The following is an 8,349-nucleotide window of genomic DNA, read 5'->3' as shown; positions in this document are numbered from 1 at the left end:
TTCTCGACCATCACTGAGTTTGAATGTCGGTCTGGATCTTCTCGACCTGGAACGGCAGCCGGGACAGGACGTAGTCCAGGAACTGGATCGCGGTCTTCTGGTCCGAGCGGGGATAAACGCGCAACACCCGCAGCCGGGTGCAGTCGTCGATGGCGGTGTACTGGTAGAAGCGCTTGCGCCGCCCGGCCGCGGTGGTGATCGGTTCGATGAACTTCACATCGATCTGCACATGGTGGCCGGGGCGCTGCTTCTCATAGCGCTTCCAGCGCTGCTTGTGGCGTTTGTAGCGCTGCGAGGCCGGCAGCCGGTTCATGTTCAGCCGCTTCAGGATTCGCCATACCGTGGACTGGCTGATCGCCACATCGTGGTAGCGCTGCAGATAAAACGTGATCTTCATCGGACCGAAGTGGTAGTGCTGGCGCAAGTGGATGATCTTGGTGACCACCTCGGGTTCTGTGACGGTCGGGCAGTGCAGCGGAGCGCTGGAGCGATCCTTGAGCCCGTCGAGCCCTTCGTCCTCGTAGCGGCGCTTCCATCGGTAGAAGATGTTGCGGCTGATGCCGTAGTAGCGGCAGGTCGCGGCCACGTTGCCGCTGACCTCCTCGGCATGCCGAAGCACCGCCAGGCGCCGCTTCGCACGCCGGACCAGATCCTTCTCACTCCATACACGTTCGGGCACAGGACTCCTTCGTATCAGGAGCCCAAACTGTCAACAACCTCCGTCAGTTTTAGAGCTAGTGGGCAGCGGTCACTGATCGCCAGTGTGGGTTTGTCCGTTGGAGTCGAAAATCGTTGTGATTTCAGAAGGAGTTGTTGATGCGCGTGCTCGAACACGGAGTCAAGCTGGGTCTCGCCGTGGTGACGATTCTTGCCGGATCGCTGGCCGTGGCAGGCTCCGCGAATGCGGCGTCATCCCCGATCGAAGCGTGCGGAGGCGGTAGCTATCATGAGATCGACCACCATGACATAGAAGGGGTTGTGACCGTTCGTCTTCTGTACAATGGTTCCACTAACTGCGTGGTTACGTGGAAAAAGAATCCGGGAGCCAAAACCCCTATGTTTGCCGCCATTGCTAAACAAGATGCGGACGGAGGCTTCAGGAACTACATTGAGGATGATGGAGAATACACCACCTACGCTGGCCCGGTGAAGGTGAATGCTTCGGGTGTCTGCATCGACTGGGGGGGTGCCGTAACGATTAACGGAACACGGTTCAACTGGTATTCAGGCCCCTCGCATTGCGGCTGATAATCGCCGGCGATCACAGCGAGTCTCCCCATGGCGACCCGCGCGGCGGTATCGGAACACAGCATGGTGCCCCCATGTCGGCCGATGGGCGGTGAGGGCGAGCGCGGCGAATTCTGAGTACATCGCTCCAAACGAGTTGACTTCGTTGTTGGACGCTGGCTTGCAAGCACGTGCACCTCGTTGTCGAAGCTCCGCTGACCGGCATCTGCTCCACTGCCAATCCGCAATGCCGTGCTCTCCACAGCAGAACCCAATTGAGTACGAGACCCGGTGTGGAGAGTTGTACTGCCATGCCGTCGTGGGACTGATGTCAGCAGCCCCTCCACGGTTCGGCGCTCGTCCCAACCTGTCGGCAGAACGGCGGATTTCCCAGATGCGGCGAACTTGATATACATTCGATACGTCAACTGTTTTGAGCGATCGGATGGTAGGCACGAATACCCCTGAACGAGCCCCGAACCGCCGCAGGACGGTCCGGGGCTCGTTCGGTTCGCGGCCCTGGGTTGGCAGTAGTATGGTCGACTAACCCGCCCGACCACTGCTGACTGGTGGCACTTGGCGCAATCGTCTGAGCGGACTCCGCGACGCGCCGAAAGTCGTAACCAGGAGCTAAGGTGGCGGTGGTGGGAACCGAGGTGGGCGTAGGTGACTCGGGCAGTAGGCATAGGTTACCCGGGCGAAAATGCGGTCTGTTGACACGTTTTCTGGTCAGTGGTCGCACCAACGCACCCGTTGGCTTTGTGACACCTAGCCACCGAAACGAACATGTCCTATGCCTCGGGGGCACACCCGCGGATCCACCGTCGTGATCGGCGTCCCTCTCACTATCATCCTGTTGCACCTCCACAGACCCGTCTCCTCCCGGTGATCGCCATCGTCAGGGTCGGCGTTGCCGGAGACCTACCATTGGCCCCCGATGACGGCCCCGGAGCGCCCCTGATCGATCGCTGGCAACTATCACACCTACTTGGGTTGGTGATCTGGGACTGGTGGACTCCCGATGATGCCTGGGTGATGGAAGTGGTGACGCCGTCACCACTTCACGGGTGACGCCGTCACCACTGCAGCGCCCGAAACTGCTCTGAACTGCGCTGTTGACGCCGTCACCAGAATCCCGTTACGTTCGGTGGTGAAATGCATCGACGTGTTGTGAACCTGCAGGTGAGAAGCAGGTCAGGTGTCATCGGCAGGTCACTGACCAGGGCTTTTCCGGGCGGCCGGGCGGAGGGATCGACACCCCGCCCGGACCGCATAGGAGTTGTACCAGCTTCCGGCTGGCGAATCGGGGATTTCCGGTCGTCTCACTAGAATGGGGCGACCGTATTCGTCGCTTCCGGGAGCCAGCCGTGACCATCCAGCCCGTTCGCCTGTTCGGCGATCCCATCTTGCGTGCCCGCGCCGCGGAGGTCACCGCGTTCGATCGTGATCTGCGTCAGCTGGTGACCGACCTGACCGAGACGATGCACGACGACGGCGGTGTCGGGATGGCCGCGCCGCAGATCGGGGTCGGGCTGCGCGTGTTCGTCTACGACACGGGCGACGCCGCGGGGCATCTGGTCAACCCGCGGTGGGAGGTCGTCGGCGACGAGGAGCAGGTGGGGCCGGAAGGCTGCCTGTCGATTCCCGGCGTGCGCTACGACACGCGCAGGGCCCTGCGGGTGCGGGCAACCGGTGTGGACGTCGACGGCGCACCGGTCACGTTCGAAGCCGAAGGGTTGCTGGCGCGGTGCGTGCAGCACGAGACCGATCATCTCGACGGCGTGCTGTTCATCGACCGTCTCGACCCGGCCCAGCGCAAGGAGGCGATGCGGGTGATCCGCGAATCCGATTGGTTCGCGGCGGGCTCGACGGTGCGCCCGGCCCGTTCGATGAGCGGTGCGGGTCGGCCCAACCCGTTCGGAGCGGGCCGCTGATGCGCGTCGTCTTCGCGGGCACCCCGGAACCGGCGGTTCCGTCGCTGCGGCGTCTGCTGGAATCGGCGCGCCACGAGGTCGTCGCCGTGGTGACGCGGCCGGACGCGGTCGCGGGGCGCGGCCGGAAGGTGACCAGGTCGCCGGTCGGCCTGCTGGCCGACGAACACGGCATCCCGGTGTTCACCCCGCGGCGGCCGTCGGAGCCGGAATTCGTCGCGCGACTCACCGAATTGGCGCCGGACTGCTGTCCCGTCGTCGCCTACGGCGCGCTGCTACCCCAGCAGGTGCTCGACATCCCGCGCTTCGGCTGGATCAACCTACATTTCTCGCTGCTGCCCGCGTGGCGCGGCGCGGCGCCGGTGCAGGCCGCGATCGATGCGGGCGACGAGATCACCGGCGCCTCCACCTTCCAGATCGAGGCCGGACTGGACACCGGCCCGGTCTTCGGCATGGTGACCGAGAAGATCACCGTCACCGACACCGCGGGCACTCTCCTGGAGCGGCTGGCCGACAGCGGCTCGCGCCTGCTGGAAGCGACGCTCGACGGAGTGGAGGACGGGAGCTTGCAAGCGGTCCCGCAGTCCACCGACGGTGTCTCGTACGCGCCAAAGGTCGGCGTCGAGGTCGGGCACGTGCGCTGGGATCTGCCCGCGCTGGCCATCAGCAGGCGGATCCGCGCGGTCACTCCCGCGCCGGGGGCGTGGACCGAGGTCGGCGGCACCCGGTTGAAGCTGGGGCCGGTCGAGTTGGTCGAGGAGGAATTGCCGGAGCGGGTGATCGAGGTCCGCAAGTCCGGTGTGTTCGTCGGCACCGCGACCACCGCGGTGCGGCTCGACCAGGTGCAGCCGCAGGGCAAGCGCATGATGGCCGCGCTCGACTGGGCGCGCGGCGCCCGCCTGCAGCCGGGCGCGGTGGTCGAATGACGCGCGGCAATCGGCCCGGTGACGGCAACGCACGCGACCGGCGGCGCGACGAACGAGAGGCCGCGCCGAATCGTTCCGGCGAGGCAGGCCGGGCACGCGCGCAGGGCGGCGGGAAGCAGCAGGATCGCGACGCGGCGGACAGGTCACGGGCGACCGGTCGGCGTTCCGGCGGTGGGCGCGCCGAGCCGGCCGGCCGTGATCGCGACGAACGGCGCGGCTCCACCGGACGACGCTCGGCGGCGGGCCGATCGGACCGTTCCACCGGCCGGCGCCCGGCTTCGCAAACCGCGCCGCGCCAAGGGGCCAAAGCCGCCGGACGACCGCATCGAAGGGAATCCGCCGACCCGCCGCGGTCGGTCGCCAGGGATGTGCTGCGGGCGGTCCGTGAGCGCGATGCCTACGCCAATCTCGTGCTGCCCGCGCTGCTGCGCGAACGGGGATTGTCGGGTCGGGACGCCGCGCTGGCCACCGAACTCGCCTACGGCGCGTGCCGGTCGCTGGGACTACTGGACGCGGTGATCGCCGAAGGCGCGGGCAGGCCGATCGAGGAGATCGACGGACCCTTGCTGGACGTGCTCCGGCTCGGCGTCTACCAGTTGCTGCGCACCCGGATCGGCGCGCACGCCGCCGTGGACACCTCCGTCGCGTTGACGCGCGCCGAATTCGGTGCGGGCAAAGCCGGTTTCGTCAATGCGGTGCTCCGGCGCGCGGGGGAGAAGACCCCCGAGCAATGGGTCGACGCGCTCGCGCCCGCCGACCCCCTCGGCCGGTTGGCGTTCGAGTACGCCCATCCGGTCTGGATCGCGCAGGCGTTCGCCGACGCGCTGGGCGCGCGAGCGGCGGAACTGCGCGACGTGCTCGCCGCCGACGACGCCCGCCCGCTGGTGCACCTGGTGGCCCGCCCCGGCGACATCACCGCGGAGGAACTCGCGCTGGTCACCGGCGGCGAGGAGGGCCGCTGGTCGCCGTACGCGGTCTATCTGGACGGCGGCGATCCCGGCAAGCTGGAGCCGGTCCGCGAGGGCATGGCGGCGGTGCAGGACGAAGGCAGCCAGCTGGTGGCGCTGGCGTTGACCAGGGCCGCGCTCGACGGCCCGGACACCGGTCGCTGGCTCGACCTGTGCGCGGGGCCGGGCGGCAAGGCCGCGCTGCTGGGGGCGATCGCCGCGATCGACGGTTTCCGGGTGGACGCGGTCGAGCCCGCCGCGCACCGCGCCGAGCTGGTCCGCAAAGCCGTGCACGACCTGCCGGTGGACGTGCACGTCGCCGACGGCCGCGCCAGCGGACTGACCCCGGGCTACGACCGCATCCTGGTCGACGCCCCCTGCACCGGCCTCGGAGCGCTGCGCCGTAGACCTGAGGCGCGCTGGCGGCGCACCCCGGCGGACGTCCGGGAACTGGTGGTGTTGCAGCGCGAATTGCTCACCGCCGCATGGGATCTGCTGCGCCCCGGCGGGGTCGTGGTGTACTCGACCTGCTCGCCGCATCTGCCGGAGACGGTGTCCATCGTCGCCGATGCCGTGCGCCGCCTCGGCGCCGAGCAGCTCGACACCCGCGAACTGCTGCCCGGCGTCACCGATGTCGGCGAGGGGCCGGGGGCACAGTTGTGGCCGCACCGGCACGGTACCGACGCCATGTTCGTGGCGGCGCTGCGCAAGCCGCGCTGAGCGGGGTCATTCCCGGCTGGATTGCTCCCGCAAGCGGGCGAGGGTCTTGGCGAGGATGCGCGAGACGTGCATCTGGGAGATGCCCATCTGCTGCGCGATCTGCGTCTGGGTCATCGATTCGAAGAACCGCATGGTGAGGATGCGTCGTTCCCGCTCCGGCAACCCGGCCAGCAGCGGACGGATCGCGACGTACTCCTCGACCCGATCGAACTGGGACTCCTCCTCGCCGAGGGTGTCCAGGAGCGAGGCGTCGGTGTCGCGGCCGAGCGTGGCCGCGTCGATCGAACTCGGCTGGTAGGCGTTGCCCGCGATGACCGCCTGGGTCACCTCGTCCGGGTCGACGTCCAGCTCGGCGGCGATCTCCTTCGCCGTCGGCGAGCGGCCGAGAGTCTGGGAGAGACTGTCGATCGCCGCGCCGATGCGTAGGTGAGTCTCCTTGACACGCCGCGGCACTCGCATCGCCCAGGTGTTGTCGCGGAAATACCGGCGGACCTCACCCATGATGGTCGGCACCGCGAAAGACAGGAAGTTGGAGCCGCGCTCGACGTCGAAACGGTCCACCGCGTGTACCAACCCCACCCGGGCGACCTGGGTCAGGTCGTCGAACGGCTCACCACGCCCGCTGAACTTCCTGGCGATGTGGTCGGCGAGCGGAATGCAGCGGCTGATCAGTTCCGCGCGCAGCGCGCTGTGCCGCGCGGTCCCCGCCTCACTGGAGGCGAGCTGCTCGAAGAGCAATCCGACATCGTCGTAACCGGGAACCGCGCCCGCCGCCTCCAGGGTCTCCTCGGCATCGGTCTCGTCCTCGGTGGTCAGCGTGTCGGCGTCGTCGTCGCGCTGGGAGTCGTACACGGTGTCTTCGTCCGCCACTACGCCTTCCCCCGGACCCGACGGAACTCGACCGTCGTCGGATATCCGGAGACCGTCGCGTCGAACGAATCCTGGGTCGCCTCCACCGAGTCGGTGAGGGTGCGCAGCACGTGCCAGCCGAAGCTGCGCTGATCGGGCAGCCCCGGCTTCTCCGCCAGGCCGTCGACCCGGACGAGCAACACGGTGTCGCCGACGGTGAAACGGCAGTTCAGGCTCGATTCCGGGGCGGCGACCGCGATCAGGGTCGAGCAGACCTCGTCGACGGCCAGCCGGATATCGGCCACCTCGTCCAGTGTGAAATCGCTGAGTAGGACGAGTGTTTCGGCGAGCCCACGCACGATGGGCAGTTGTGTCACCGACGCCGCCACCCGAATCTCCACCGGGGTGCTGTAGAGCCCCTGTTCCGCCGAAATATTGATCACCCTATGCAGGCTACCCACTCCCGCGCTGGACAACCCTGGGTACCGTTAGACTCCGGCGTTGTGTCCAACCCGATTCACCCGCGTCCGGCCGCTCCGATGATCGCCCCCTCCATCCTGTCCGCAGACTTCGCGCACCTCGCGGACGAAGCGGCGGCCGTCGCAGGCGCCGACTGGCTGCACGTGGACGTGATGGACGCGCACTTCGTGCCGAATCTCACGCTCGGCCTCCCGGTGGTGGAGAGCCTGCTGAAGGCGACCGAGATCCCCCTCGACTGCCACCTGATGATCGAGAATCCGGGCCGCTGGGCGCCGCCGTACGCCGAGGCGGGCGCGCACAACGTGACCTTCCACGCGGAGGCGACCGACGATCCGATCGCGGTGGCCCGCGACATCCGCGCCGCGGGCGCCAAGGCAGGGCTCTCGGTGAAGCCGGGCACGCCGATCGAGCCGTACCTGGAGATCCTGCGCGAATTCGACACGCTGCTGGTGATGAGCGTGGAACCCGGCTTCGGCGGGCAGTCGTTCATTCCGGAGGTGCTGCAGAAGGCGCGCGTCGTGCGGAACCTGGTCGATGCCGGTGAGCTGCGGCTGCTGGTCGAGATCGACGGCGGGATCAACGCCGACACCATCGAGGCGGCCGCGGAGGCAGGTGTGGACTGCTTCGTCGCCGGTTCCGCGGTCTACAGCACCGCCGACCCCGCCGCCACCGTGGAGAAGCTGCGCGGCCAGGCGGCCTCGGCGTGGGCCCGCTGAACGGTGCTAGCCGGTCCGCGTTCCACGCGCGGCGACCGCGCGGATCGTCTCGATCACCGCGCTGATCGGCGGGCGGCGGGCGCCGGCCTCCGGTGACCGGATCCACAAGCGATACCCGGTGCGCTCGTCGTCCGGTGAGGGCAGCACCACTTGGCTGCCCGCGCAGGCCACCGCGGCGTAGAGGCGGAACAATTCGGCCGAGACCGCCGGGCTGACGGCGTCCGGCCCGGCGGGGCCGGTGAGGAACGTCCAATGCTTGGCTCGCGGATGGTCGACCACCGGCCCGGCGATTCCGTCTTGGGCGAGTCGCCGTAGCACCTGCTCGCCGAGTTCGGCGGGCATGGTGACGGCGCCGTAGTCGACACCGATGTGCAGGAGAATGCGGTGCGAACCGGGATCCATCGATGCGGGCAGCTGGAATTCGCGCCGATACCGTGAGCAGCGAACTTCCGGCGTCGAATCGAGAAATGTGGTCACACTGCGCCCCCAGCTGCGTTCGACCCAATTTGTCCCACTGTGTTCTCCGGCTTTCTCGAGGAGTGAACATCGTGTG

9 protein-coding genes are annotated in these 8,349 nt (G+C 67.8%); 5 read left to right on the top strand and 4 right to left on the bottom strand.

All coding sequences use genetic code 11. The annotated features are described in order from the left end of the window. Nucleotides 1–10 precede the first annotated feature (10 nt). The gene (locus tag ACL03I_RS34595; protein ID WP_412808053.1) at nucleotides 11–679 is read right to left on the bottom strand and encodes a helix-turn-helix domain-containing protein; all 669 of its coding nucleotides are present in this window, start codon (nucleotides 677–679) and stop codon (nucleotides 11–13) included. A 137-nt stretch (nucleotides 680–816) separates the two neighbouring features. On the opposite strand from ACL03I_RS34595, the gene ACL03I_RS34590 reads away from it, so the two are divergent. The 4 genes from ACL03I_RS34590 (at nucleotide 817) to ACL03I_RS34575 (ending at nucleotide 5,751) form a co-directional block, all read left to right on the top strand. Next, a complete protein-coding gene (locus ACL03I_RS34590; protein ID WP_412808052.1) occupies nucleotides 817–1,248 on the top strand; it encodes a hypothetical protein in 432 nt (143 codons plus the stop codon). 1,346 nt (nucleotides 1,249–2,594) lie between these two features. After that, nucleotides 2,595–3,161: a peptide deformylase gene (gene def, locus ACL03I_RS34585; RefSeq protein ID WP_355070717.1), complete on the top strand. Its 567-nt coding sequence runs from the start codon at nucleotides 2,595–2,597 to the stop codon at nucleotides 3,159–3,161. Next, a complete protein-coding gene (fmt, locus tag ACL03I_RS34580) occupies nucleotides 3,161–4,084 on the top strand; it encodes a methionyl-tRNA formyltransferase (RefSeq protein ID WP_355070719.1) in 924 nt (307 codons plus the stop codon). Before def ends, fmt begins: the two co-directional genes overlap by 1 nt. Further along, entirely contained in the window at nucleotides 4,081–5,751 is a 1,671-nt protein-coding gene (locus tag ACL03I_RS34575; RefSeq protein WP_412808051.1) for a transcription antitermination factor NusB, read from the top strand. The genes fmt and ACL03I_RS34575 overlap by 4 nt, the downstream gene beginning before the upstream one ends. Nucleotides 5,752–5,757: 6 nt before the next feature. On the opposite strand, the gene ACL03I_RS34570 is transcribed toward ACL03I_RS34575, so the two are convergent. Continuing rightward, complete coding sequence (locus ACL03I_RS34570) at nucleotides 5,758–6,621, bottom strand: RNA polymerase sigma factor SigF (RefSeq protein ID WP_355070723.1); 864 nt, start codon at nucleotides 6,619–6,621, stop codon at nucleotides 5,758–5,760. Next, the gene (locus ACL03I_RS34565) at nucleotides 6,621–7,043 is read right to left on the bottom strand and encodes an anti-sigma factor (RefSeq protein ID WP_355070725.1); all 423 of its coding nucleotides are present in this window, start codon (nucleotides 7,041–7,043) and stop codon (nucleotides 6,621–6,623) included. The genes ACL03I_RS34570 and ACL03I_RS34565 overlap by 1 nt, the downstream gene beginning before the upstream one ends. 96 nt (nucleotides 7,044–7,139) lie before the next feature. Here ACL03I_RS34565 and rpe point away from each other — a divergent pair, with 96 nt between their 5' ends. Further along, nucleotides 7,140–7,796, top strand: a complete 657-nt coding sequence (gene rpe / locus ACL03I_RS34560; protein ID WP_355071047.1) for a ribulose-phosphate 3-epimerase — start codon at nucleotides 7,140–7,142, stop codon at nucleotides 7,794–7,796. 6 nt (nucleotides 7,797–7,802) lie between these two features. On the opposite strand, the gene ACL03I_RS34555 is transcribed toward rpe, so the two are convergent. Next, nucleotides 7,803–8,273 carry a hypothetical protein gene (locus tag ACL03I_RS34555; protein WP_412808050.1) on the bottom strand — a complete coding sequence of 157 codons (471 nt, stop codon included), beginning with the start codon at nucleotides 8,271–8,273 and terminating at the stop codon, nucleotides 7,803–7,805. Between the last annotated feature and the right edge of the window lie 76 nt (nucleotides 8,274–8,349).

Origin of the sequence: Nocardia sichangensis, assembly GCF_047200615.1 — a bacterium.
GTDB classification, from domain to species: Bacteria; Actinomycetota; Actinomycetes; order Mycobacteriales; family Mycobacteriaceae; genus Nocardia; species Nocardia sichangensis.
This window is presented reverse-complemented; position numbering and strand designations above follow the sequence as displayed.